A 23,025-nucleotide genomic window follows, 5' to 3' on the forward strand; every position below is an offset into this window, starting at 1 on the left:
GGTCAGGCGGCGCCTGCCTTCGGCATGCTGATTTCGGCCGTCGTTCCCCGGCCAGGTTCGCTTTTGATGTGCAGGCGGCCGTTCATGGCTTCGACCAGGCGCTTGACCAAGGCGAGGCCAATGCCGGAGCCACCGACCTCGGCGCGCATCGTATCTCCCAGGCGCGTGAAGGGCTGCATGGCCCGTTCGATTTCCGTGGTCGACATGCCGACACCATTGTCGATGATGGAGAATGTCACCATGTCGCCATCATCACGTGTCGAAACTTCGATGTCGCCGCCCTTCCTCGTGTACTTCGCTGCATTGCTGGCAAGATTGAGCAGAACCTGACGCAACAGGCGCCGATCGGCGCAACAGGGGGCATGCGCCGCGTCATTGAAATGCAGATGATGCTGCCGTTCGCGTGCCATCCCTTCGATGATGGCACGGCAATCTCCCAATACCTCTTGTGCGGTGACGACCTCGCGCTTGACTTCGATGCGACCCGATTCGACTGCCGACAGGTCGATAATTCCGCCCAGCAGGTCCAGCAATTGCTGCCCGCTCACATGAATGTCGTTGATATACCCTCGATAGGTTGGGTTGTCGATCGGGCCGAAGACTTCGCGCTGGATGACGTCCGAGAATCCGATGATGGCATTGAGTGGTGTCCGCAATTCGTGGCTCATTGTTGCCAGGAATTCCGACTTGGCGCGATTGGCTTCCTCCGCAGTGCGCAGCGCACGCACCAGTCGGATCTCAGCTTCCTTGCCGGCGGTGATGTCGAACACATAGCCGCCGATGGCGACAACCTTGCCTTCCTTGTCCTTGACCGGGAATTTGATCTCCCGCTCCCAAGGATAGGCCTGCTTGAGGCCCGAATTGCGTTCGGCGCGAACGACGGCGCCGCCCCTTACCTTGACATCATCGTCGGCAAGGTCTTTCGCCATCGCCGTATCGAAGAACTCGTCCATGGTGCGTCCATAATAGGCGCGGTCGCCGACGCCAAAAGCACGGCGGGCTTCGGCATTGAGGTCGATATAGTGACCGTCAACGTCCTTCACATACATGGCGACCGGTGCATTTTCCATGAAGGCACGGAGCAAGTCGCGATTGCGATTGGACTCTGCCTCGAGCCGCTGCCGGCGATCCGCATAGATTGAAACGACAAAGAACATGGCGCCGCACATGATGGCTGCAAGCAAGGTTGCCAGATGCAACGGCGAATCGGTCGTGAGGCCGCTCCCGAAGAGCGGCACTCGCGCCGCAAGTTTCCAGGCGCCGTCGGGAAATGGAATCTCGACAGTTACCGGGTTGTCGTCGAATACGGACGGATCGCCGATCAAGGTCTCTGGCGCCAGGGTGGCATTGCGGTTGCCGCGAACGGCGATATCGATCAGTTGCGCCGCATCGGTGATGCCCGATTGGTCGAAGAGCCCTTCCATGTTGAGCGGCATGCTGAGCGCCCCCCAGAAGACCGGCGGTCGGCCCTGGCCGTGGACGAAAATGGGGACGCGCGCGATGATGGACCAGCCGCCTTGCACCAGATTGACGGGGCCTGCCACGTCCGGGCGCCCGCTTGCGCGCATGCGCTCGAAGGAGGGCCATTGATCGGGGCGTTGGCGCAGATCGATGCCGATCGTTCCTCTGTTCCGGGCCAGCGGGCAGTTGTAGGTGATGACCGATCCGACGATCAGCGCGATGTTGCGGATTTTTGGTTCATGCAGCAGCAGGCTTTCGCAGCTTTCCGCGAAATCCTCGGCCGAGATACCATCGCGTGCTGCAATGACAGCCGCAAGCCCACGCCCGAGATCAACACTCCTGTCTATTTCCGTTTTCAATGCACCGGCGAAAGTGTTGAGCTCTGACTTCAACGTGGCTCGTGTCAGCGATTCTGCGCGCTGGCGGCTGAGCCACTCGCCAGCCGAGAATATCGCGACGGCGATAGCCACCGCTCCGATACCGATCAAGACATACTTGGTCCGAGACGACAGTGGCACGAGACTTATCCCGGTGCTGACGATATATCCTGCCGCATTGGGCAACTTGCGGCGGCTCCTGTCAACATGGCTTCGGCGCTGGCTGCACCTAGCTTGCCTTGGGCAGGCGAACCTCGACCGTGGTGCCCGTGCCGGGCGTGCTCGATATGATCAACGAGCCGCGCATGGCTTCGACCAAGCGCTTCACCAGTGTCAGCCCGATGCCGGAACCACCGATTTCGGCCCGCATTGGGTCGCCGAGGCGCGTAAAGGGCTGCAACGCGCGTTCGATATCGCCAGGCTCCATGCCGATGCCGTTGTCACACACGCGGAACACGACTTGATCGCCCAGGTCTTCCGCGATGACTTCGATGCGACCGCCTTTGCGTGTGTATTTGGCGGCGTTGCTGGTCAGGTTGATGATGACCTGTCGCAACAGGCGTCGGTCACCCCAGATTGCCGTGCTCGTATCGACGCGGATGATCAGCGTGTGATCGCGCTCGCGTGCCAGGGCTTCGAGGATGGCGCGGCAATCGGCGATCACCTGATCCGGCGTGAGCGATTCGGATTTGACGTTGAGGTGGCCTGCCTCGACGGCCGAAAGATCGATGATGCCGCCCAGCAGATCGTAGAGCAATTGCCCGCTTTTGTGGATGTCGGTCGCATAGGCCTGATAGTTTGCACTGCCGAGTGGACCGAACATCTCACGTCGCAGAATGTCGGAAAAGCCGATGATGGCGTTGAGCGGCGTCCTCAACTCGTGGCTCATGGTGGCGAGGAAGTTTGATTTTTCGCGGTTGGCTGCCTCCGCACGCCGGAGGGCCTCGAGCATGCGGGCTTCGCTCTGCTTCTGCCCGGTGATGTCGAGGACGTAGCCGGCGATGGCGATAACCTTGCCGCTGGCATCGATTACAGGAAACTTGATCTCGCGTTCCCAGGCATAGGTACTTGATGCATCGGCGCGCCGCTCGGTGCGGACCACCTCGCCACTCAGGACACGGACATCCTCCGCTTCAAATTGATCGGCGAGGTCCGGGTCAACGAAGTCCCGCGCCGTGCGCCCATGGATATCACTTTCGCCAATGCGATAGGCCCGATACGCCTCCTCATTGAGATCCAGGTAGCGGCCTTCGACATCTTTGACATACATCGCGATGGGCGAATTCCGCATCAAGGCGCGGAGCAGGTCGCGGTTGCGGTTGACTTCAACTTCCAGCCGTCGGCGGCGAGCGACATAGGGAACGGCAACCAGCACGACAGCGCCGCTGAAAAGGGCGGCGATTACCATGAAGAGCCGCTGCAAGGTCTGCGGCTCGTCGGGGAGAGTCTTGGTCGGACGGGCGGCAAGAAACCAGGTCCCTTCCGGCATGGCGATGGGAACGCGCACAGCGCCATTCTCAAAGATCGCGGCATCGCCGAAGATCGTTTCCGGCGCACGCATTGGTTCCCGGTTTCCCCTCATGGCGACATCGATGCCCATGGTCGGGTCGGACAAACCGGATTGCTGGATCATGCCGCTGAGGCGAAGCGGAACGCTGATGGCGCCCCAGTATTTGAGCAGCCCGGTCTCGCTCTTGATGCGTATCGGAATGCGCACGACGATCACCCAGTCGCCGGTGCCAACCCGCAGCGGCCCGGAAACCACGGCGTCATCGGATTGCTGCAGCCGTTCAAACGAGCTGGCACCATCGACCGCATCGCCCAACTCTCGGCCAATCTTCACGGAGGGGCCACCCAGCGGGCAATTGTATTTGACCAGATCGCCGACGATGAGGGCGATATTGCGCACCTTCGGCTGTGCCGCCAGAATGGTACGACAGATCGTGGTGAACTTCCGCTCCGTGATGGTCGGTTCCGCTGCGACCACGGCAGCGAGGCCCAGCCCCAGATCGGTTCCGGCGGCAATTTCAGTCAGAAACCGGTTGGCCAATCCCGTAAGTTGGTTTCGGGTCCGTGCTTCCGAGGCCAGCGCGATATCGCGGCGATAGGCAAATTCGCCTATCAAATAGACAAGCGCAGCAATAGAGATTGCCGCAGCTAAAACCGCTGCTGTTCTTAGACTTGGTCGCGCCACCGCCCCACCGACCCCGTGCCTTTCAACATGAAGCTTATTGGCGCAGGGGGCGTTTCAACTGTCAACCACGACGCGCGTTCGAAGGTGGCGCGCAACTTTATGGTTCAGGCTGATGGGTCGGGCTGATGGGTCAGGCGGGGATGATTTCGAAGCTGTGAGTGATTTCGGCCATCTTGCCCAGCATGATCGAGGCTGAGCAGTACTTTTCCGCCGACAGGTCGATCGCCCGTTGCACGGTCTCGGGCTTCAGATCCTTGCCGGTGACAACGAAGTGCATGTTGATCTTGGTGAAGATTTTCGGATCGCTCGGGGCGCGCTCGGCTTCCAATCTGCACTCGCAGCCGCGCACATCCTGGCGGCCCTTCTGCAGGATCATGACGACATCAATCGATGTACATCCGCCGGTGCCGAGAAGCAGATATTCCATGGGCGAGGGCGCCACTGTCGGACCGCCCGCCGTCGTCGCCGCGTTCATGATGACGGCATGACCGCTATTGCTCTCGCCGAGAAACGTGCTGTTCTCGATCCACTTCACGCGGGCTTTCATCTTCTCAGATCCTATCGCTTATTGCAGCACGATGCGCGGCGCGGCGCGTTGCGGGGTTGCGTCGAGCTTCTGCCAGATCTTGCGGGCAATCTCGCCATAGGCAAGCGAATGCGGCGAGGTGGGCTCACTTGCGACGATCGGTCGCCCGGAATCCGACGTTTCGCGGATCTGGATATCGAGCGGAATCTCGCCCAGGAAATCGACGCCGAATTTGGCCGCCTCGCGCTGCGCGCCGCCATGGGCGAAGATGTCTGTCCGATGGCCGCAATTCGGGCAGCTGAAGTAGCTCATGTTTTCGATCAACCCCAGAACAGGCACATCCACCTTGCGGAACATGTTGAGGCCCTTCTTGGCGTCGAGGAGGGCGATATCCTGCGGGGTCGAGACGATGACGGCGCCGGAAAGCGGCACCGATTGCGACATGGTGAGCTGCGCGTCGCCCGTGCCCGGCGGCAGATCGCAGACCAGGATGTCGAGCTCGCCCCAATTGACCTCACGCAGCAGTTGGGTAATGGCACTCATGACCATGGGGCCGCGCCAGATCATCGGCGTGTCTTCCTCGATGAGGAAGCCCATCGACATGACCTTTACGCCGTAATTCTGCTTGGGCTCGAGCGTCTTGCCGTCGCGGCTTTCTGGGCGGCCGCTGAGGCCCATCAGGCGCGGCTGCGACGGACCGTATATGTCGGCGTCGAGCAGGCCGACCTTGAGGCCCAAAGTGGTGAAGGCGAGGGCGAGATTGGTGGCCGTGGTCGATTTGCCGACGCCACCCTTGCCGCTGGCAACCGCGATGATGTGCTTGACGCCGGGAACCAGGGCCTTGTTTCCGCCAGGATGCTGGCCCTGGGGCCGCGGGGCCGGAGCCGCCACCGGGCGCTGGGGCGCGCCGCCGGCGCTACCGCCCCGGTGCGCGGTGAGAACCGCGGTCACCGACAGCACGCCGGGCAATCCCATGATCGCCGCTTCCGCCGATTTGCGCAGCGGTTCCAGCTGATTCCCCTGCGCCGGGTCGACTTCGATGCTGAAGCCGACATGTCCGTCACGCACAACCAGGCCCTGAACCATGCCGCGATCGACGATGTTGCCGCCGTCCGGTGCGGTAATTGTCGACAAAACCGAACGAATTTCCGCTTCCACGATCTTGGCCATCCTTGAAATGTCCTCTCCCCGGCCCGATATGATGCGCGCACCATCAATTCGCGGCGGGGGCCGAATCCGGTGCGGGCCCCGTCGATTGCGGTGGTGCGGCGGCTGTCATATAAGGCTTTGACGCGACCAATAAAAGGGCGCTGGCCGGCAGCGGTCTCATTCTAGACCAATCTTGAGGATCCTTATGGCGTGGAATAATCAGGGTGGTCCCTGGGGCGGCGGGCAGAGCCCTTGGGGTCGCGGCGGCGGTGGCGGCAATCAACCCCCCGATTTCGAAGAAATGATCAAGCGCGGTCAGGACCGCATGAAGTCGATCCTGCCGGGTGGCTTCGGCTCAGGCCGGGCTTTGGCACTGATCGGGGCGGCGGCTGTCGTTCTGTGGCTGGTGACCGGTTTCTACGTCGTCAACCCGGGCCAGGTCGGCGTCAACATGCTGTTCGGGCGCTTCGTCAGCCAGACATTGCCGGGGCTGCGCTGGAACTGGCCGGTTCCCATCGGCGATCACTACACCCCGGATGTCGCGACGCGTAACCGCGTCGAGGTCGGCTTCCGTGCCGAGACGGCCAGCGGTTCCGACCGGGACGTTCCGGAAGAAAGCCTGATGCTCACAGGCAATGAGAACATTATCGATGTCCGCGCTGTCGTGTTGTGGCGCATCAACAATGTCGAGCAATATTTGTTCGGCATTGGCGAGCCGGAAGCCAGCGTGAAAAACACGGTCGAGGCTGCGTTGCGCGAGATCATCGGGCAGTCGACTTTTGAATACGCCATCACCGAGGGCCGTGGCTCGATCGAGCTGAAGGCGCGCGATCTGGCGCAGCAGATGCTCGACAGCTATCGCATGGGCGACAGCGGCGCCGGGCCGATCACCATCGAGCAACTGTCGCTGCAGAAGGTCGATGCGCCGAGCGAAGTAATCGATGCCTTCCGCGACGTGCAAAAAGCGCGCGCGGACAAGGAAGCTGCCATCAATGATGCGCAGGCCTATTTCAATCAGGTGACCGAAGAAGCCATCGGTCAATCGACGCAGATCGTGAAGCAAGCCGAAGCCTACAAGGCCGAGAAAGTGGCTATTGCGCAAGGTGACGCGCAGCGTTTCATCTCGATCTACAACGAATACAAGCAGGCGCCGGATATCACGGAGCGGCGCCTGTATCTTGAATCCATGTCGGGCATTCTCGCGGGTATGAACAAGATCATCATTGATGAAGCGGGCGGCGCAGGTGCCGTCCCCTATCTGCCGCTGGATCAGTTGTTGAAGCAGCGCAAAGCGACCATGGGTGACAACACAGCACCCGCGGCCGGTAGCAATGCGGGAGCGGCGCAATGAGCCAGAACAAGACAATAGTCGCCGTCATCTTCGTCGTTCTGCTGGCTATCGTGGCGTATAGCTCCACCTTCGTCGTGCAGCAGGCGGAAAGCGCCATCGTGTTGCGTTTCGGCAACCCGCAGGTGGTTATCGAGCAGCCCGGCCTGAAGCTGAAGATTCCCGTTGCCGATCAGGTCATTCTGCTCGATCGACGCGTGCTCAATTTCGATGCGCCGGCGCAGGAGTTGCTCACACGCGATCAAAAGCGCGTCGTCATTTCCGCCTTCGTGCGCTACCAGATTGTGAACAGCCTCAAGTTCTATCAGGTGGGACGTACCTATGCGAATGCGGAGAGCCAGATCCGCTCGGTGCTGGGATCGACTTTGCGCAGTGTCATCGGCAACGTCGCATTGGTCGATACTTTGACGCCCAAGCGTGCCGAGATCATGCGGCAGATCCACACCGAACTGACGCGGCAGGCTGCTGAACCCTACGGCATCAAGATCGTCGACGTGCGCTTCAAGCGCGTCGACCTGCCGGCCCAGAACAGCGATGCGGTGTTCAACAGCATGCGCAAGCAACGTGCCCAGGAAGCGGCCCGGATCCGCGCCGAGGGTGCCCGCGAGGCCCGCCAGAAGACAGCCGAGGCGGACAAGGAACGGGTGGTTAAGATCGCCGAGGCTCGCAAGCAATCCGAGATTCTGCGTGGCGAGGCCGACGGCGCAGCGATTGCGATCTACAACGAGGCTTTTGGCCGCGATGCCAAATTCTTCGATTTCTACCGGTCGCTGCAGGCCATGCAGGACGGTTTGAAGGGCGATACGACCACCTATGTCGGACCGCCGAGCGGTGACTTTTTCCGCTTCTTCGGAATGGAGCGCGGGAAAGCGGCACCGGCCCAATAGGTGCGACTTTGGCATGTCGGCCCTGACGATATGTCGGCAAAAACCGATCGAGCGGATTGCCCGGTCGGTTTTTGCGTTATAGTGGGTGGCGAAATCCGGCCGGCGGCCAAGTTCGTAACGGGGCGGTCGGGCTGGAAAGCCGGCGAATTAGGCGAGGGTGAAGAGAGCGATGCATAGGAAATGGAACCAGTCTCGCGTCATGGCCAAGGCGCTGGCCCGGCCAGCCTTTGGCGCAAAGGAGTTCCGCCTTGTCGGGCTGGCGCTGCTGGTGGCGCTGCTGACGCTGCTGGCCGGATTCAAGATCGCTGCCGCCCGCTCGGCCCCTGAGAGCTTCGCGGATCTCGCCGAGAAGTCCCTGCCGGCCGTGGTCAATATCTCGACCACCCAGATGGTGTCGCCCGATAGCCAGATTCAGGATCTCGATGAAATGTTTCGCGAGTTCCTGGACCGCCAGAACGGCGAAAAGCCGAAACCGCGCAAGGCAACTTCTCTGGGTTCCGGCTTCATCATCGATGCCACGGGTTATGTGGTCACCAACAACCATGTCGTCGATGGGGCCGAGGAAATTACGGTCATCACCCACGACAACGAGGAACTGAAGGCGACACTCGTGGGCCGCGACGAGAAAACGGATCTGGCGCTGCTCAAAGTCGAAACCAAGACGCCGCTGCCCTTCGTCAAATGGGGCGATTCCGATGCCTTGCGGATCGGCGATTGGGTGCTGGCCATCGGCAACCCGTTCGGCCTGGGCGGCACCGTCACCGCCGGTATCGTGTCGGCCCGCCAGCGCGACATCAATGCCGGCCCCTATGACGATTTCATCCAGACGGACGCCTCGATCAATCGCGGCAATTCTGGCGGCCCCATGTTCAACATGGATGGCGACGTCGTCGGCATCAATTCGGCGATTTACTCGCCCTCCGGCGGGTCGGTCGGTATCGGCTTCTCCATCCCCTCGAACTTGGCCAAGGGCGTCATCGCCCAGATCAAGGAATTCGGCCATCCGCGGCGCGGCTGGCTCGGCGTGCGCATCCAGACGGTGAGCCCGGAGCTTGCCGAAGGCCTGCGCCTGCCCGAGGCAAAGGGGGCGCTCGTTTCCAGCGTTTCGACCGGCGGTCCGGCCGACAAGGCCGGTATCCGTCAGGGCGACGTTATTCTCGAATTCAATGGTCGCGAAGTGAGCGACATGAAGGCGCTGCCTCGTCTCGTGGCGGATTCACAGTTCGGCAAATCGGTTCCGGTCGGTATCTGGCGCAAGGGCGCCAAGACCACCGTGACGGTTGAACTGGGCGAACTCGACGAGAAGGCCGAGGCCGCGTTGCAGACGACCCAGCCGGAGGGGGAACCCGAACAGCCGGTGGATGCAGGCGACAAGATAGAACTCCTCGGCGTCGAAGTCGGCCGGATCGACGATGCCGCCCGCGGCAAATTCGATCTGCCGGAAGATGCGGAAGGGGTCGTCGTCCTCACCGTCGATGAAAACGGACCCGCCGCGGAAAAGGACCTTCGTCCGGGCGACGTGATCGCGGAAGTCGACCAGAAGGCCGTGGCCACCCCGGCCGATGTACGCGACCGCGTGAAGTCAGCCCAGGAGAACGGCTATCGGCTGGTGACGCTTCTGATCAATCGTCAGGGCGATTTCCAGTGGATCGCGGTGAAGATCGGCAAGAAGTAAGCGGCCTCAGGTTACGAACTCATCCCGGCGATAGCCCATGTAGAAGAGGAGACCGGTGAGGTTGGCGTAGTTCAGCTGGCAACCGGTCGCCGCTTTAACCTTGGGCTTGCCGCGATAGCCGCAGCCCATGCCGGCAGCGCTCAGCATCGGAATGTCGTTCGAACCGTCGCCGATTGCTGCGGCAGCAGAAAGATCGATGCCGCATTCCTTGGCGAGATGGCGAAGGCGGCCGAGTTTGCCGAACTCGCCATCAGGATCGACAATCGGCGGCATCAGCTTTCCCGTGGTCTTTCCGTCCGCCATCTCAAAATCATTTGAAATATCGATGTCGAAGCCGACGCGGGCAGCGACGCGGCTGGTGAAATAGCGGAAGCCGCCGGAAACCAGGGCCGTGTAGCAGCCGTCGCGGCGCAGGGTCCGGATCAGCGTCTCGGCACCGGGCGACACTTCGACCTTCAAATAGGCAGCGGCGAATTCAGCCTCGGTGAGGCCTTTCAGAAGGGCCACGCGGGCGATCAGGCTCTGCGTGAAGTTCATCTCGCCAGCGATCGACTTCTGCGTCAGAGCATCGATCTCCGCCTTGTCATTGGCAAAGACCGAAAGATCGTCGAGCGTTTCAGCCGTGACGATGGTGGAATCCATGTCGCAGAGGAGCAGGCGCTTCTTGCGTCCGCCCGCCCCTTGCGCATAACAATCCACGGCTTCGCCACCCAGCATCGCCATGGCGATGTTCTGGGCGTGGCTGGCCTCAATGCCGCCGAACGCGAGATCGCAGGCAATGGCGGGGTCGAGCCACAGGGGAGCCGCGACTTTGGCGCCGGCGCGCGACAGGGCAGCGGCGATCTCGGCCAGAAGGGCCGGTTCAAGCCGCGCTTTGTCGGGGGCCGAAACAAGGGTAAGAACGAGATCCATGACGGTCGGGCGTATAGAGGAAATGGCGGACCAGGACAAGCCGGCGCCGGCCGCCGGCAGGGTTGTGATTCTTGCCGGTCCGACCGCCAGCGGGAAGTCGGCCCTGGCGGTCGACCTGGCCGATGCCCTGGGCGGCACCATCATCAATGCCGATTCCATGCAGGTCTATCGTGATCTGCCGATCCTGACCGCGCAACCGGACGCGGCGGAACTTCACCGCGTTCCGCATCGGCTCTATGGCTTCCTCGGCCTCGACGATGCCTGCGACGCGCAACGCTGGGCCGAACTGGCGGCGGCCGAGATCGATGCCGTCCTGGCGGCGGGCAGGGTGCCGATCCTGGTTGGTGGCACAGGCCTCTATATCAAGGCCCTCACCACCGGCTTCAGCCCCTTGCCGCCGATCCCGGAAGAGGTCCGTACCGAGGCGCGCCGCCTGGTCGCGAAACAGGGGGCGCCGGCGGTGCATGCGTTGCTGGCCGTCCGCGACCCGGCAATGGCGGCGGTCCTGAAACCGACCGACAAACAACGTGTCGCCCGTGCCTGGGAAGTGCTGCTGGCGACGGAGCGGCCGCTTTCCTGGTGGCAGGCGCAGCCACCGGTTCCGCCGACCACGCATCGCTTCTTGTCCTTCATTCTCAATCCCGATCGTGCCGAACTCTATCAGGCCGTCGATGGGCGATTTGCGGCGATGGTGGCCCGGGGGGCGCTTGATGAGGTCGTGCGCGCCGAGGCGCTTCCGCCGGAGACGGTCGCCGGCGGCCGCAAGGCACTTGGCTATCCTGAACTGGCGGCAGTGGTTGCGGGCCGAATGCCGCTCGAGGCCGCCATTTCGGCGGCGCAGCAGGCGACGCGCCGTTACGCCAAGCGGCAGCTCACCTGGTTTCGGCATCAAGTGGCTCTGGCAAATTTTATATCGCCCGATATGCCAGCTATGAAATTTTCGCAAAGTTATACGGCGGAAACGCGCCACAAAATTCGCGATTTCCTGTTGACCCCTTGAGAGGCAGCCACTAAGTTCCGGCCACCGCAGCGCGAAAATCGCTCTGCGATTGGATTTCTTTGTGCCCGACGGGTGCAGGAACTGAGGATCGAACAATGGCTACGGAACCCATCACTGGTGCGGAAATCATCGTCAAAGCCCTGATAGATCAGGGCGTTGAGGTCATTTTTGGCTATCCGGGCGGGGCCGTATTGCCGCTCTATGACGCTCTCTTTAAGCAGAACAAGATCCGACACATTCTTGTGCGGCACGAGCAGGGTGCCGTGCACGCGGCCGAAGGCTATGCGCGTTCAACCGGCAAGGTCGGCGTGGTGCTGGTGACGTCGGGGCCAGGTGCCACCAATGCCGTCACGGGGCTTACCGACGCCATGATGGATTCCATTCCGATCGTGTGCCTCACCGGCCAGGTGCCGACCCATCTCATCGGCAACGACGCGTTCCAGGAAGCGGACACCACCGGCATCACGCGCCCCTGCACCAAGCACAACTATCTGGTGAAATCGGTTGAGGATCTGTCGCGGAAGGTCCATGAGGCCTTTTACGTGGCGCGTTCGGGTCGCCCGGGACCGGTCCTGCTCGATCTGCCCAAGGATGTGCAGCAGGCCAAGTACGAATATGTCAATCATGCCGGCCAGCGCCATCGCACCTACAATCCGGTGCAGAAGCCGGAGCGCAATCAGGTCGAACAGGCCGTCGAATTGATGGCAACGGCCAAGCGCCCGATCTTCTATGTCGGCGGTGGCGCCGTGAATTCCGGCCCGCTCGCCTGCAAGATGCTGACGGATTTCATTCGTTTGACCGGGTTCCCCTGCACGCAGACCCTGATGGGCCTTGGCGCTTTCCCGGCGTCGGATCCCTTGTCGCTCGGCATGGTCGGCATGCATGGCATGTTTGAAGCCAATCACGCGATGCATGATTGCGACGTCATGATCAATATCGGCGCACGTTTCGATGATCGCGTCACCGGCCGCCTCAATGCGTTCTCGCCGGGCTCGAAGAAGATTCACGTCGATATCGACAAAAGCTCGATCAACAAGAGTGTGCGCGTCGACATTCCCGTGGTCGGCGATGTCGGCCATGTGGTCGAAGAGATGATGCGCATCTGGAAGGCGCGCCAGGTGAAGCCCGACCAGAAGGCGCTGGCCGCCTGGTGGGACCAGATCAACAAGTGGCGCGGCCGTGAATGCCTGAAGTACAAGCCGTCCGACACGATCATCAAGCCGCAATTCGCGCTGCAACGGCTCTACGCCGCGATCAAGGACAAGGACTTCTACATTTCGACGGAAGTGGGCCAGCACCAGATGTGGGCGGCGCAGTTCCTCAAATTCGAGAAGCCCAATCGCTGGATGACCTCCGGTGGCCTCGGCACCATGGGTTACGGCCTGCCGGCGGCGGTTGGCGTGCAGGTCGCGCATCCGGAATCGCTGGTCATCGACGTGGCGGGTGAGGCGTCGATCCTGATGAATATCCAGGAGATTGCGACCGCCGTGCAGTACCGCGCGCCGATCAAGATCTTCATCATGAACAACAAATGGATGGGCATGGTGCGCCAGTGGCAGGAATTGCTGCATGGCGGCCGCTATTCGGAAAGCTATTCCGACGCCTTGCCCGATTTCGTGAAGCTGGCGGAAGCTTTCGGGGCCGCGGGCCTGCGCGCGCAGAAGCCGTCGGAGCTCGATGACGTCATCAAGCAGATGATCGACATCAAGGGGCCCGTCATTGTGGATGTCTGTGTCGACGAAAAGGAAAATTGCTTCCCGATGATTCCGTCGGGTTCACCGCACAATGAAATGCTGCTTGGCCCCGATGACCAATCTGCCAAGCCGGTCTCGGAAGAGGGCATGGTGCTGGTCTGATGAGCGGTGTCAGACGTCGTGGATTGGGGATTGTCTCTGGCGTGCCGGCGGAAGTCGCGGGCATTGGCCAGTTCGGCAGGGAGACTTTGAGCGTGAAAGATACAACGATCGAACGCCATACGATGTCGGTGCTCGTGGACAACGAATCCGGTGTCCTCGCCCGCGTCATCGGCCTGTTTTCGGGCCGCGGCTACAATATCGAGAGCTTGACCGTGGCCGAGGTCGATGCTGCGCAGCATCTGTCGCGCATTACCGTCGTGACCACCGGCACGCCGATGATCATCGAGCAGATCAAGCATCAGCTGCAGCGTCTGGTCCCCGTCCACAGCGTTACCGACCTCACCGTCGAAGGGCCGTCGCTGGAGCGGGAAATGGCTCTTGTGAAAGTCGCGAGCACGGGTGACAAGCGTGTCGAGGCCTTGCGCATCGCCGATATTTTCCGCGCGCATGTGGTCGACGCAACCATCGAATCTTTCGTCTTCGAGATGACCGGATCGACCGAGAAGATCAACGCCTTCATCGGGCTCATGCAGCCCTTGGGGCTTGCCGACGTGTCTCGTACCGGTATTGTCGCCATGAAGCGCGGAACTGAAACGAACTAATCCCACGCCCCATGCTGAGTTGCGGGCCTGGATCGCACTTGTTCTACTGAAAGGGAAAGACCATGCGTGTTTATTACGATCGCGATGCCGATGTGAACCTGATCAAGGGCAAGAAGATTGCCGTGGTCGGGTTCGGTAGCCAGGGCCATGCCCATGCGCTCAACCTCAAAGACAGTGGCGTCAAGGACGTGCGCGTGGCGTTGCGCAAGGGCTCCGCTTCGGAAGCCAAGGCGACTTCGCAGGGCCTCCAGGTGATGACCCCGGCGGAAGCCGCCAAATGGGCGGATCTCATCATGATCCTGACCCCGGACGAATTGCAGGCGAAGCTTTACGCCGAGGAATTGGCGCCGAACATGCGTCAGGGTGCGGCACTGGCCTTCGCGCACGGCCTCAACATCCATTTCAAGCTGATCGAGCCGCGAGCCGATCTCGACGTCATCATGATTGCGCCCAAGGGTCCTGGCCACACCGTGCGCGGCGAATATGTGAAGGGCGGCGGCGTTCCCTGCCTCGTCGCCGTGGCGCAGAACCCCAGCGGCAACGCGCTTGAGCTTGCCATCTCCTACGCCAGCGCAATTGGCGGCGGCCGTTCGGGCGTCATCGAGACCAACTTCCGCGAAGAGTGCGAAACCGATCTCTTCGGCGAGCAGGTCGTCTTGTGCGGCGGCCTCGTGGCGCTCATCCAGGCCGGCTACGAAACCCTGGTCGAAGCCGGTTATGCCCCGGAAATGGCCTATTTCGAGTGCCTCCACGAAGTGAAGCTGATCGTCGACCTGATCTATGAAGGCGGCATCGCCAATATGCGTTACTCGATCTCGAACACCGCCGAATACGGCGACTACGTGACCGGTCCGCGCATCGTCACCGAGGAGACGAAGAAGGAAATGAAGCGCGTCCTCGAAGACATCCAGTCGGGCCGCTTCGTGCGCGACTTCGTCCTCGAGAATGCCGCCGGCCAGCCGAGCTTCAAGGCGACCCGTCGCCGCCAGGCCGAGCACAGCATCGAGGAAGTGGGCGCCAAGCTCCGCGCCATGATGCCCTGGATCGGCAAGAACCGTCTGGTCGACAAGACCAAGAACTAAGATTGCTTGGCAATCGGTTCGGCAAGGACGGCTCCATTGGAGCCGTCCTTTTGCTTTTGTGGCGGGCTGATGGCAAGTAGATTGTTCGCACGCCAGTTGTTGGTCGGGCGCGGAGGGGGCGATGGATTTGTCTTTTGGCACCTTGCCGGCCGAGGCGGCAGAGCCGGAGTTCACGGCGATATATTCTCTTTGGCTGTCGCGGATCCGGGATGGGCATTTGCCGTCGCGCGCCGATTTCGACCCGACCGATCTGCCGCCAGCGATCCTCAAGCACATGCTTTTGTTCGAGGTCGATCGCCAGCCGGCCCGGTTCCGGTTCAAATTCCGCTTGGCGGCAACCGGGTTTACCGCCCTGGTCGGCCGTGAGGTGACGGGCCTCTATATCGATGAACTGGGGTCTGCTGAACGTACGGCGCCGGTCCAGTGGGCGCTGGAGGAGATCGTTCGGAAAGGTCGCCCCGTCTTCCTTGCCAGCCGGTTGACCTTGGTAAATGAAGACTATTATTACGTTAAAAGACTTGGACTGCCGCTCGCTCAGGATGGCGCCCGTGTCGATATGGTGCTGGCGTCCTTCCTGCCGCTGAAAAGAGCCGAAGAGGAAATCACCCTCAGGGCCGTCTCGGGTTCCCTTCCGGAACCGGACGGCCAAGTCCGCTACGTGCTGTAAGTTGGCGATGACATCGTAGCGCGTGTTTGAGAAAGTCCCGGCACTCGTTTGGAATTCCATCACAATCCTCTTGTCCCGGTCCGGGACGGGCGGTAAAAGCAAGCCCGGACCGGACCATGCTGGTTTCCGGAGTCGGGGTGTGTTCCGGACCGCTAACGCGTGAAAATCCAAGGAATATTCCCATCAAATCAGGGCTTCGCCGCGGTGTCGGTTGAATGTTCCCGATTGGCTCCCGAGGAAATTCAGCTATTGGCTCCCAGGCGCCTGGAGCTTGGGGCGTGCCGGACAGAACAATAACGCCGCGTATGGCGGTAAGCAGGTGGTACTGATGTTTTCGAAGTTGATGGGCATGTTCTCCGCCGATATGGCGATCGACCTCGGTACTGCGAACACGCTGGTTTATGTCAAAGGGCGCGGCATCGTGCTTAACGAGCCCTCGGTCGTTGCCATAGCCGATGTGAAGGGCAAGAAGCATGTGTTGGCGGTGGGTGACGAAGCCAAGCTGATGCTGGGCCGCACCCCGGGTAACATTCAGGCCATCCGCCCCTTGCGCGACGGCGTCATCGCCGATTTCGAAGTCGCCGAAGAAATGATCAAGCATTTCATCCGCAAGGTGCACAACAACCGCCGCAGCTTTGCCCGCCCGCAGATCATCGTTTGCGTGCCCTCCGGCTCCACCGCCGTCGAGCGCCGCGCCATCCAGGAATCCGCTGAATCCGCGGGCGCCAGCAAGGTCTATCTGATCGAAGAGCCGATGGCGGCTGCCATTGGCGCCGGCCTGCCGGTGACTGAGCCCACGGGCTCGATGGTGGTCGATATCGGCGGCGGTACCACCGAAGTGGCGGTTCTCAGCCTCGGCGGCATCGTCTATTCCCGCTCGGTCCGTGTCGGCGGCGACAAGATGGACGAAGCCATCATCGCCTATATCCGCCGCAATCATAACCTTCTGGTCGGCGAAGGCTCTGCCGAGCGCATCAAGAAGGAAATCGGTTCGGCCTGCCCGCCGGAAGACGGCGAAGGCCGCGTCATGGAGATCAAGGGCCGTGACCTGATGAACGGCGTGCCAAAGGAATTGGTGATCACCGAGCGCCAGGTGGCGGAAGCCTTGGCTGAGCCGGTCGGGGCCATCATCGAAGCCGTGAAGGTCGCCCTGGAGCATACGGCGCCGGAACTCGCGGCCGATATCGTCGACAAGGGCATCGTGCTGACCGGCGGCGGGGCTCTCCTCGCCAATCTCGACTTTGTCCTGCGCCATGCCACCGGCCTGCCGGTATCGATCGCGGATGACGCACTTTCCTGCGTGGCGCTCGGAACCGGCCGCTGCCTGGAAGACATCAAGGCGCACCGGCACGTCCTCATCAATATGTACTGAGGAATGTGCTGGGGATTTTGCCCTTTCATCGCGATTTATCACGCGAAGGCGCCCGCTTAGTAATTGCGCTTTAACCCTTCCTGTGGAAAAATACCCTAAGTGATTGATTGGCCTCGAGTCATGGGTCGATCCCCTGGGTTTGGGAGGAATCATAGGTGAACAAGCGTATGGGATCGATCGGGACCGCGGCGGCGACCCGCTCCTGGACCCATCGGTTCACTTTTGTTCTTTTAGTGGCGTTTGCCTTCGGCCTGATGCTGATCGGCAAGCCTGATTCAGTCCTGGTTAGCCGCATCCGCATGATGGTGACGGACATTACCGCGCCGGTCATCAATGCCGTCTCCCGCCCGATCGATGCTGCGCGCGAAACGGCCAGCGATGTTCGCGACTACTTTGCCTTGAAAGCAGAAAACGAAGCCCTCAAGCGGCAGAACGATACGCTGATGGAATGGCAGCGCGTCGCGCGTGAATTGCAGGCCGAGAATGCCAGCCTGCGCGACCTGCTCAATTTCCAGCCGGGGCCGAAGGTCAGCTTCGTCACCGCCGGCGTCGTTGCCGATGCTTCGTCGAGCTTCGTGCGATCGTTGATCGTCCTCGGCGGCACCAAGGCCGGCGTCGCCAAGGGCCAGGCTGCCGTAACGGGCAGCGGACTTGCCGGCCGTGTGCTCGAAGTCGGCGAACGCTCGGCGCGCATCCTGCTCATCACCGATATCAACGCGCGCGTCCCGGTCGTCGCGGAACGCAGCCGCGACCAGGCCGTCCTTGCCGGCCGCAACTCGGATCTGCCCGAACTGCTCTATCTCTCGCGCGATAGCGACGTCAAAATCGGCGACCGAATCGTGACGTCGGGGCAGGGCGGTGTCTTCCCTGCCGGCCTGCCGGTCGGTGAGGTGACGTCGGTCGCCGGCGGCCATGTGCTGGTGCAGCCTTTCGTCGATTTCAGCCGGCTCGAGAACATCCGCCTCATCGATTACAGCTTGCCGGGTATCCTCCTCCAAGATTTCGGCGTCGATACCACCAAGGCGCTCAACCCGAGCAACCAGCCCGGATCGATGGCGCCTGAGGCGGGCGAGTGATCAGGCCCAGTCTTGGCCAACAGGCCGACATTGCCTGGCGTGCGGCGTTACCGGTCGGGCTCACCATCCTGCTGCTGTTTGCCGCCTTGTTGTCCTGGCATTTGCCGCGCCTTGGCACGATCGCCTCTGCATTGGTCCTGATTTCCGTGTTCTTCTGGACGGTGCATCAACCGGGCCTGATGACCATGTGGGGAGTTCTCTCCATCGGCCTGCTGCATGATTTCCTGATGCTGGCGCCGTTTGGTGTCGGTCTGTTGGTGCTGCTGGTGGTGCATGGCGTCGCGCTTTGGCAACGCAAGGCACTTAACGGCATGCCGTTCTTCCTGATCTGGGCCTTGTTCGGGGTGGTCGCCGCGAGCGCCACATTCCTCACCTGGCTCCTGGTTTCCTTCCTGCAGGAAACGCTTGTCAATCCGGAACAGGCCTTCAATCTCTTCCTGCTGGAGTTCGTCTGCTATCCGCCGCTCGCATATGTCTTTGCGTGGATTGAGCGCCGGTTGCTGCCGACCGATTGAGTATGTGTGATGGCTGGTAACAAGCAACAGGCTCAGAATCAGGCGAAGGTCTTCTCCCGGCGTGCGATGATTCTGGGCGGTATGCAGGCGGGACTGGTCAGCTCCCTGATCGCGCGTCTCTACTATCTGCAAGTCATCGAATCCGAGAAGTATCGGCTGCTGGCCGACGAGAACCGCATCAATCTAAGATTGCTGCCGCCATCGCGCGGGCTGATCCTCGATCGCTTCGGCGTGCCGATTGCCGCGAACTTTCCGAACTACCGCGCCATTCTCGTGGCCGAGCAGACGAAAGACCTTGAGCAGACGCTGGGCGACTTTGCGCGCCTCGTTCCCTTGAGCGAGCGTGAGCGCGCCAAGGTCATGCGCGAGTTGAAGCGCAACCGCGCCTTCACGCCGATCCCGGTCAAGGAGGATCTTTCCTGGGAGCAGATGAGTCAGGTCGAACTCAATCTGCCGGAGCTTCCCGGCATTTCCATCGAAGAAGACCAGAAGCGCTACTATCCCTTTGCCGGGCTCACGGCCCATATCTTGGGCTACGTTCAGACCGCCTCGGAATCTGAGGTCGCTGCCGATTCAGATCCGTTGCTGACGCTGCCTGGCTTCCGTATCGGTCGGAACGGTCTCGAGCGCACGTATGACAAGTCGCTGCGCGGTTCGGCCGGTAAAAGCGAGATCGAGGTGAATTCGGTCGGCCGTATCATCCGCCAATTGTCCCGTGTCGAGGGCAAGCCGGGCGCCGATCTGGTGACGACGATCGATATCGGCCTGCAGGAATTCGCCCAGCAGCGCATCGCCGCCGAGCAATCCTGTTCGACTGTCGTCATGGACATCTTCACCGGCGAAATTCTCGCCATGGCCTCGACCCCGACCTTTGACCCGGCCTCCTTCTATCGGGGCATTTCCGGCGATGAGTGGCGCACGCTCAATGCCGACATGTTCCGGCCGCTGACCAACAAGACGGTCTCCGACGGGTATGCGCCGGGTTCGACGTTCAAGATCGTGACCACCATGGCGGCCCAGGCTGCCGGAATCAGCCCCAATTTCAGCGTCTTTTGCCCGGGCTTCTATACTTTCGGGCCGATGCGCCTGCATTGTTGGAAGAAGGAAGGGCATGGCCATGTTTCGATGGCTGATGCGCTCAAGCATTCCTGCGACGTCTATTATTACGATGTCGCCAAGCGGGTCGGGATCGATGCCATCGCCGAGATGGCGCGGAAGTTCGGCCTCGGCAAGGTGACCGGAATCGACCTGCCGGGCGAGAATCCCGGAGTCATCCCCGATCAGGCTTGGAAGATCGGGACCTTGGGCGAAAAATGGTATCCGGGCGAAACCCTCGTCGCGGGTATCGGCCAGGGCTTTATTCAAGCGACGCCGTTGCAGCTCTGCCTGATGACAGCGCGGGTCGCCAATGGCGGCTATGCGATCACGCCGCGACTTTTCAAGCGCTACGGCGCTGCGGGCGCCGATGCCGCTTCGCCACCCCTGACGGTGGTCAATGCCAGCCAAGGGGCGGATGCGGCGCCCAAGATGGATGTGAAGGCGGAACATCTGGCCATGATCCGGCGCGGCATGGATCTCGTCACCAATGACCAGCGCGGTACAGCCTATCGCCGCCGCATCGATATTCCCGGCATGGAAATGGCGGGCAAGACCGGCACCAGCCAGGTTCGCCGCATCACCATGTCGGAACGCGCGACCGGCGTGCGCAAGAACGAGGATCTGCCCTGGCCGCAGCGAGACCACGCCTTGTTTGTGGCCTTTGCCCCGGTTCATCAGCCGCGCTATGCCATTTCGGTCGTCATCGAGCATGGCGGCGGTGGTTCGACGTTTGCCGCGCCGATCGCCCGCGACATCCTCATCGAATGCCAGCGCCGCGACCCGGCCCGCCGCAATCCCAATGACGAAGGCGGAAGGCGGGAGATGCCATGATGTGGGCGACTTCAACCACCTTGTGCGGCAGGAGCGGCTGACATGTTCGCCATGACGCCGATGGGCAACAAGCAGAAGAAGATCTCGCTGGGCGAGAAGCTTCTGCAACTCAATTGGAGCCTCGTCCTGCTGGTGACGGCGGTGGCGTCAATCGGTTTTGCCATGCTCTATTCCGCCGCTCATGGCAGCACCGAGCCGTGGATGAACGCCCAGATCAAGCGCTTTGCCCTCGGCCTCGTCGGCATGCTGGTGCTGGGGCTGATCGACCTGCGCTATTACATGCGCTTTGCCTATGCTTTCTATGCCGTCGCCTTTGTTCTGCTGGTCTATGTCGAGTTCCTGGGCGAGATCGGCATGGGCGCGCAGCGCTGGATCAATCTCGGTTTCATGCAGCTGCAACCATCGGAAATGATGAAAGTGGCGCTGGTGTTGAGTCTGGCGCGCTATTTCCATGGCGTCGATTGGGAGGCCGTCGGCAAGCCATGGGTCCTCATTCCGCCCACGTTGCTGGCAGTAGCCCCGGCCGGTCTCGTCATGAAGCAGCCCGATCTCGGCACTGCTGTCACCTTGATGATCGTCGGTGGCGCCATGTTCTTTGCGGCCGGCGTCCGCTGGTGGAAATTCGCCATCATCATTGCGGCCGGGGTCGTCGGCGCCTATTTCGCCTGGAACTCAGGCTTGCTGCACGACTACCAGAAGGCGCGCATCCTGACCTTCCTGGATCCTGAATCCGATGTTCGGGGGGCCGGCTACCACATCATCCAGTCCAAGATCGCGCTGGGGTCCGGCGGCGTCTGGGGCAAGGGCTTCCTGCAGGGGACGCAGAGCCATCTCGATTTCCTGCCTGAACGCCAGACCGACTTCATCTTTACCATGTTTGCCGAAGAATGGGGGCTGGTGGGCGGTGTGGTGCTGCTGTCGCTCTATTCGATGCTGGTGCTCTACGGTGTGGTCATTGCCCTTCGCTGCCGCAGCCAGTTCGGCAAGATGATGGCCTTCGGCCTCAGCTTCAATTTGTTCACCTATTTCTTCATTAATACGGCCATGGTCATGGGGTTGATACCGGTGGTCGGCGTGCCGCTGCCGCTCATCTCCTATGGCGGTACCGCCATGATGACGGTGCTGGCCGGATTCGGCCTGATGATGTCGGCCTATGTACACCGCGACGCCAAGATCGGCCGCACTGGGCGAGAAGAGAATTAGCCCCTTTAAACAAGGCTGTAAGTCCCGGTCAGAATTGTTAAATTTAGCTATCGACAGGGTACGGGGCGTTTGCTATACCGCGCGCCGACCGGATCATCCGGTCCGCGGGCGCATAGCTCAGTTGGTAGAGCAGCTGACTCTTAATCAGCGGGTCGTAGGTTCGAGTCCTACTGCGCCCACCATTACTTCCCGCGAAATATCTCCCGACCACAGGTCTGGCCAAGGTTCGAAGCCTATCTTGGCCCGTGCCGCAACTTGCCGCATTTCCAGCTCAAAATCCTCGTAAGGGTCTGGGAACTACTGGGCTCCGGCAATGTTTCGCATGGTGTGATTTCTGTGACATTTCCTCTAAGCCATTGTCCCCGACCAAAGGCAATTGCTACCAACAGTGTCGGTTCTGCCACATTCTGGTGTTGCCGCACCGCCCTTGCGTGATCACTATCTTGTAGCGATTGGCATGGGCGGCTATCTGCAGGCCGAGTTGTGCCGAAAAACAATCCCGGCGACGCCACGAGTGAAGATATGACACGACGCCTGATTTCCCAGCTAGTTAACGGAGTTGTCGCGGTAATGCTGCTTTCGGCCTGTGCCAGCGTCGATCAGGATGCGAAGAAGCCCGTCGTCGTGGCGGCTAAGCCGGCTGCCAAAGCACCGCCACCGGAAGCTCCGATCATTCCCAAGCTGAAACCCAAGACGCAGAAGCGTGCGCCGGCCTCGCCGAAATTAACCGAAACCGAGCCTGCTGAGGCGGCGAATGGGGCAACCGGTTCGGCGACAGGTCAGGACGGCCACCAACTCGTTATTTCGCAGCAAGGTGCCGTCTCGGAAGCGCGCGTCAAGGATGGCGAGGAAATGGAAGCCGGCAGCGTTGCGGTTCTCCCGGCGCCAGCTGTGATTGCCGCTGAACCTGAGCCGCTGTCCATTGCAACGTCGCCGGATGAATTGAAGAGCAAGGCGGAAACCGACGTGGCGAGGCTGCTTGGCCGGCCGGTCACGACGCGGCGCGAGGGGACGGGCACGATCTGGACCTATCGGACCGAATCCTGCTCGCTCGACGTCTATTTCTTCCTCGATGTTGCCGACAATCAGCGGCGCGCGTTGAGCTACGAGATTTTGCCCGAAGGGGCTGATGATGCGGCTATTCAGTCTTGCTATAAGGCGCTTAAGGAGGCTCACCATGTGCCATAAGATTCG

General features: G+C 61.3%; 19 protein-coding genes and 1 tRNA gene. 15 read left to right on the forward strand and 5 right to left on the reverse strand.

All coding sequences use genetic code 11. The annotated features are described in order from the left end of the window. Positions 1 to 2: 2 nt before the first annotated feature. The 4 genes from ACE3OA_RS04085 to ACE3OA_RS04100 all read right to left on the reverse strand — a co-directional run bounded on the left by ACE3OA_RS04085 (position 3) and on the right by ACE3OA_RS04100 (position 5,728). A complete protein-coding gene (locus ACE3OA_RS04085) occupies positions 3 to 1,979 on the reverse strand; it encodes an ATP-binding protein (protein ID WP_374308173.1) in 1,977 nt (658 codons plus the stop codon). Between the two features lie 88 nt (positions 1,980 to 2,067). Next, positions 2,068 to 3,888: an ATP-binding protein gene (locus tag ACE3OA_RS04090; RefSeq protein ID WP_374308175.1), complete on the reverse strand. Its 1,821-nt coding sequence runs from the start codon at positions 3,886 to 3,888 to the stop codon at positions 2,068 to 2,070. Between the two features lie 274 nt (positions 3,889 to 4,162). Continuing rightward, the gene (locus ACE3OA_RS04095) at positions 4,163 to 4,579 is read right to left on the reverse strand and encodes an OsmC family protein (RefSeq protein WP_374308177.1); all 417 of its coding nucleotides are present in this window, start codon (positions 4,577 to 4,579) and stop codon (positions 4,163 to 4,165) included. A gap of 18 nt (positions 4,580 to 4,597) precedes the next feature. After that, entirely contained in the window at positions 4,598 to 5,728 is a 1,131-nt protein-coding gene (locus tag ACE3OA_RS04100; protein WP_374308179.1) for an Mrp/NBP35 family ATP-binding protein, read from the reverse strand. 184 nt (positions 5,729 to 5,912) lie between these two features. Here ACE3OA_RS04100 and hflK point away from each other — a divergent pair, with 184 nt between their 5' ends. From hflK to ACE3OA_RS04115, 3 genes are all read left to right on the forward strand, one after another. Further along, positions 5,913 to 7,058: an FtsH protease activity modulator HflK gene (gene hflK / locus ACE3OA_RS04105; RefSeq protein WP_374308181.1), complete on the forward strand. Its 1,146-nt coding sequence runs from the start codon at positions 5,913 to 5,915 to the stop codon at positions 7,056 to 7,058. Continuing rightward, positions 7,055 to 7,942 carry a protease modulator HflC gene (gene hflC, locus ACE3OA_RS04110; RefSeq protein WP_374308183.1) on the forward strand — a complete coding sequence of 296 codons (888 nt, stop codon included), beginning with the start codon at positions 7,055 to 7,057 and terminating at the stop codon, positions 7,940 to 7,942. The genes hflK and hflC overlap by 4 nt, the downstream gene beginning before the upstream one ends. Before the next feature lie 169 nt (positions 7,943 to 8,111). After that, a complete protein-coding gene (locus tag ACE3OA_RS04115; RefSeq protein WP_374308185.1) occupies positions 8,112 to 9,617 on the forward strand; it encodes a DegQ family serine endoprotease in 1,506 nt (501 codons plus the stop codon). 6 nt (positions 9,618 to 9,623) lie between these two features. Here the strand turns inward: ACE3OA_RS04115 and serB are convergent, their stop codons facing one another. Then, positions 9,624 to 10,529, reverse strand: coding sequence for a phosphoserine phosphatase SerB (gene serB / locus ACE3OA_RS04120; RefSeq protein WP_374308187.1), 906 nt, complete (start codon positions 10,527 to 10,529; stop codon positions 9,624 to 9,626). On the opposite strand from serB, the gene miaA reads away from it, so the two are divergent. The 12 genes from miaA (at position 10,528) to ACE3OA_RS04180 (ending at position 23,019) form a co-directional block, all read left to right on the forward strand. Then, a complete protein-coding gene (miaA, locus tag ACE3OA_RS04125) occupies positions 10,528 to 11,529 on the forward strand; it encodes a tRNA (adenosine(37)-N6)-dimethylallyltransferase MiaA (RefSeq protein ID WP_374308189.1) in 1,002 nt (333 codons plus the stop codon). The genes serB and miaA overlap by 2 nt on opposite strands. A 95-nt stretch (positions 11,530 to 11,624) precedes the next feature. Continuing rightward, positions 11,625 to 13,385 carry an acetolactate synthase 3 large subunit gene (locus ACE3OA_RS04130; protein ID WP_374308192.1) on the forward strand — a complete coding sequence of 587 codons (1,761 nt, stop codon included), beginning with the start codon at positions 11,625 to 11,627 and terminating at the stop codon, positions 13,383 to 13,385. Positions 13,386 to 13,507: 122 nt separating this feature from the next. Next, positions 13,508 to 13,987, forward strand: a complete 480-nt coding sequence (gene ilvN / locus ACE3OA_RS04135; RefSeq protein WP_374309212.1) for an acetolactate synthase small subunit — start codon at positions 13,508 to 13,510, stop codon at positions 13,985 to 13,987. Positions 13,988 to 14,049: 62 nt separating this feature from the next. After that, entirely contained in the window at positions 14,050 to 15,069 is a 1,020-nt protein-coding gene (gene ilvC, locus ACE3OA_RS04140) for a ketol-acid reductoisomerase (RefSeq protein WP_374308194.1), read from the forward strand. A 121-nt stretch (positions 15,070 to 15,190) separates the two neighbouring features. Beyond that, on the forward strand, positions 15,191 to 15,736 hold the full coding sequence (locus ACE3OA_RS04145) for a PAS domain-containing protein (protein ID WP_374308197.1): 546 nt from the start codon (positions 15,191 to 15,193) through the stop codon (positions 15,734 to 15,736). 328 nt (positions 15,737 to 16,064) lie between these two features. Next, positions 16,065 to 17,108, forward strand: a complete 1,044-nt coding sequence (locus ACE3OA_RS04150; protein WP_298683713.1) for a rod shape-determining protein — start codon at positions 16,065 to 16,067, stop codon at positions 17,106 to 17,108. Between the two features lie 155 nt (positions 17,109 to 17,263). Continuing rightward, positions 17,264 to 18,184: a rod shape-determining protein MreC gene (gene mreC / locus ACE3OA_RS04155; RefSeq protein WP_374308200.1), complete on the forward strand. Its 921-nt coding sequence runs from the start codon at positions 17,264 to 17,266 to the stop codon at positions 18,182 to 18,184. Further along, a complete protein-coding gene (locus tag ACE3OA_RS04160; protein ID WP_374308202.1) occupies positions 18,181 to 18,699 on the forward strand; it encodes a hypothetical protein in 519 nt (172 codons plus the stop codon). Before mreC ends, ACE3OA_RS04160 begins: the two co-directional genes overlap by 4 nt. Positions 18,700 to 18,708: 9 nt before the next feature. Continuing rightward, positions 18,709 to 20,628, forward strand: coding sequence for a penicillin-binding protein 2 (gene mrdA / locus ACE3OA_RS04165; RefSeq protein ID WP_374308204.1), 1,920 nt, complete (start codon positions 18,709 to 18,711; stop codon positions 20,626 to 20,628). Positions 20,629 to 20,670: 42 nt separating this feature from the next. Further along, a complete protein-coding gene (rodA, locus tag ACE3OA_RS04170) occupies positions 20,671 to 21,831 on the forward strand; it encodes a rod shape-determining protein RodA (RefSeq protein WP_374308206.1) in 1,161 nt (386 codons plus the stop codon). Between the two features lie 106 nt (positions 21,832 to 21,937). Then, a tRNA-Lys gene (locus ACE3OA_RS04175) sits at positions 21,938 to 22,013 on the forward strand. 388 nt (positions 22,014 to 22,401) lie between these two features. After that, the gene (locus ACE3OA_RS04180; RefSeq protein ID WP_374308208.1) at positions 22,402 to 23,019 is read left to right on the forward strand and encodes a hypothetical protein; all 618 of its coding nucleotides are present in this window, start codon (positions 22,402 to 22,404) and stop codon (positions 23,017 to 23,019) included. Positions 23,020 to 23,025 lie beyond the last annotated feature (6 nt).

The sequence above is a fragment of the Dongia sp. genome, assembly GCF_041906375.1.
In the GTDB taxonomy this organism is placed as follows: Bacteria; Pseudomonadota; Alphaproteobacteria; order Dongiales; family Dongiaceae; genus Dongia.

Excerpts from the sequence above, each read along its gene's own strand:
- ACE3OA_RS04095 (WP_374308177.1), bottom strand. The coding sequence starts at position 4,579 with ATGAAAGCCCGCGTGAAGTGGATCGAGAACAGCACGTTTCTCGGCGAG.
- ACE3OA_RS04100 (WP_374308179.1), bottom strand. The coding sequence starts at position 5,728 with ATGGCCAAGATCGTGGAAGCGGAAATTCGTTCGGTTTTGTCGACAATT.
- hflK (WP_374308181.1), top strand. The coding sequence starts at position 5,913 with ATGGCGTGGAATAATCAGGGTGGTCCCTGGGGCGGCGGGCAGAGCCCT.
- hflC (WP_374308183.1), top strand. The coding sequence starts at position 7,055 with ATGAGCCAGAACAAGACAATAGTCGCCGTCATCTTCGTCGTTCTGCTG.
- ACE3OA_RS04115 (WP_374308185.1), top strand. The coding sequence starts at position 8,112 with ATGCATAGGAAATGGAACCAGTCTCGCGTCATGGCCAAGGCGCTGGCC.
- miaA (WP_374308189.1), top strand. The coding sequence starts at position 10,528 with ATGACGGTCGGGCGTATAGAGGAAATGGCGGACCAGGACAAGCCGGCG.
- serB (WP_374308187.1), bottom strand. The coding sequence starts at position 10,529 with ATGGATCTCGTTCTTACCCTTGTTTCGGCCCCCGACAAAGCGCGGCTT.
- ACE3OA_RS04130 (WP_374308192.1), top strand. The coding sequence starts at position 11,625 with ATGGCTACGGAACCCATCACTGGTGCGGAAATCATCGTCAAAGCCCTG.
- ilvN (WP_374309212.1), top strand. The coding sequence starts at position 13,508 with ATGTCGGTGCTCGTGGACAACGAATCCGGTGTCCTCGCCCGCGTCATC.
- ilvC (WP_374308194.1), top strand. The coding sequence starts at position 14,050 with ATGCGTGTTTATTACGATCGCGATGCCGATGTGAACCTGATCAAGGGC.
- ACE3OA_RS04145 (WP_374308197.1), top strand. The coding sequence starts at position 15,191 with ATGGATTTGTCTTTTGGCACCTTGCCGGCCGAGGCGGCAGAGCCGGAG.
- ACE3OA_RS04150 (WP_298683713.1), top strand. The coding sequence starts at position 16,065 with ATGTTTTCGAAGTTGATGGGCATGTTCTCCGCCGATATGGCGATCGAC.
- mrdA (WP_374308204.1), top strand. The coding sequence starts at position 18,709 with ATGGCTGGTAACAAGCAACAGGCTCAGAATCAGGCGAAGGTCTTCTCC.
- rodA (WP_374308206.1), top strand. The coding sequence starts at position 20,671 with ATGTTCGCCATGACGCCGATGGGCAACAAGCAGAAGAAGATCTCGCTG.
- ACE3OA_RS04180 (WP_374308208.1), top strand. The coding sequence starts at position 22,402 with ATGCTGCTTTCGGCCTGTGCCAGCGTCGATCAGGATGCGAAGAAGCCC.